The 2,061-nt window shown below is 64.1% G+C and carries 2 pseudogenes; one reads left to right on the top strand and one right to left on the bottom strand.

Annotation, left to right across the window (positions count from 1 at the left end):
* Window positions 1-418: 418 nt before the first annotated feature.
* Window positions 419-1,228 (top strand): annotated as a pseudogene (locus ACZ4NT_RS39240) (IS110 family RNA-guided transposase); the annotation flags it as partial.
* Between the two features lie 552 nt (window positions 1,229-1,780).
* On the opposite strand, the pseudogene ACZ4NT_RS39245 reads toward ACZ4NT_RS39240, so the two are convergent.
* Window positions 1,781-1,957: pseudogene (locus tag ACZ4NT_RS39245) on the bottom strand (IS110 family transposase); the annotation flags it as partial.
* Window positions 1,958-2,061 lie beyond the last annotated feature (104 nt).

The following is a 2,061-nucleotide window of genomic DNA, read 5'->3' on the forward strand; positions in this document are numbered from 1 at the left end:
GGAAACCAGGCAACTACCTGGCCTTTCTCGGACTGGCCGCAGCCCTCTGCTGCTACAAACGGCTCCTCAAACTGACCATGCAGGACACGGTCTTAGCACCATGAGGTGTCCTACCTTCTAGGCGGGTTGATCGGGCCATTCGTCGGGTCCTGTCGCCTGGGGGTTCTGGGAGGGGCTGCTGAGGTGTCGCCGCTCGTGGCTGAACAGACTTGGCCGCCCAGGACCCCACCGACGGCCGGGGCCGCTCATTGAGAGGTGCGAGTAGATCGCTGAGTAGGACAACGCCGGCGAGGTTCGTCTGCACGAGAGAATCCGTACGACTCACCCGGGATCACGATTGAACCGCATCTGGGCCGGCATCGATGCCGGCAAGAGCCACCACCACTGCTTCGTCATCGACGGGGACGGCAGCAAGCTGGAAGCCATCATCGAGCTCCGTCTGCTCACCGGCCGCCGCCCCGGCCTGGTCTGCGACCGCACCCGGACCGTCAACCGCCTTCGCGGCCTCCTGACCGGCATCTTCCCCGCGTTCGAGCGCGCCCTCGACCTGGGCAACCACGGCCCCCTGGTCTTCCTCACCGGCTACCAGACACCAGCGTCCATCCGCCGCCTCGGCGCCAGCCGCCTCGAACAGTGGCTCCGGAACCGAAAGCTCCGCTGGTGCGGAGCCCTGGCCCGCACCGCTATGGAAGCCGCCGAACGGCAGCACACCAGCGTCGCCGGAGAAAAGACAATCGCAGCCACCCTCGCCCGCGAAGTGATCGCGCTCAACGAGAAGATCAACGAAATCGACCGGCAGATCGAGACTTCCTTCGGCGCCCATGAGCAGGCCGCCATCATTGCCAGCATGCCCAGGATCGGCATCCTGCTCGGAGCCGAGATCCTGGCCGCCATCGGTGGCGACATGGATCTCTTCGGCAGCCCTGATCGTCTGGCGACCTACGCCGGCCTGGCACCGGCGCCCCGGGACTCAGGCAAGATCAGCGGCAATCGTCACTGCCCCAAGCGATACCACCGGCGTCTACAACGAGCCCTGTTCCTGGCAGCCATGAGCAGCATCACCTCCTGCTCGGAATCCCGCCGATACTACGACCGCAAACGAGCCGAGGGCAAGAGGCACTCCCAAGCAGTCCTGGCGCTGGCCAGGCGACGAGTCAACGTGCTGTGGGCACTTCTCCGGGACCACCGGCAGTACAAACTCATGCCACCGGTGGCAACCACCCAATAGGGCCTCTCGCCGATCGCAAATCTGTCGACCGAAGCCGACCTCTCAGGGAGGATCTCCTCAGCATGGACCCATAACGCCGAGGAGACCCCTGTGATCACACAAGGAGTACAGGTCACAGGCCGGTGCAGTGCCTGCGGAGGCACGACGACCTGCGATGTCGGTCAGTTCTTCGACCGCGGCATGCTCTGTCGGGGCACCGAAGGACGAGGCGCAGACTGTCCGAATTCATGGTGCGAGCAAGATAGCGGCCCCGTTACGCCCGAGAACATCCGACAAGCTCTGCTACAAACACACGGGTCCGCTCGACTTCGCCTGTCTGGAAACATGCCGAGCCTCGTTCCCGTGCTGCAGGCCCTCCGGGACGCACGGGAACAATCCCTTGGCGAAGCACGAGCACAGGCCACGCAACTCGCCGAGAACGGTCTCATCGGCACGCTCGTCGAGATGGAGGTCCTCGCAATTCAAAGACGTGCCGTCGAGGTGACCATTGCACCAGCCGGGTGATCTCACCCGGACGGCACCCGACGCGGCTTGACATTGGCATTGAGAAGTCTTCGAAAGAGGGTGAGCCTCCAGCAGTTTCTCGATCCGCCCGGCCAGCAGCTTGTGCTGGTCGAGCACGGCCGTCAATGGGGCGGCCAGGCTCGGGACGATCAGCGCGGCAACCTCGGTCCCCGGAACGGTCACGGTCTGCTTGTCCAACGTGGCGAAGACCTCGTCGACTAGTCTTCTGAGTCAGGAATTCCATTTAGATGTGTAGGGTTGTGGGGTGGCACGTACTGGGCGGCCGAAGGCCGAGTTGATCCTGTCGGATGCTGAGCGGACTGCGCTGG

It is taken from the genome of Streptomyces sp. NPDC026417 (assembly GCF_055567695.1).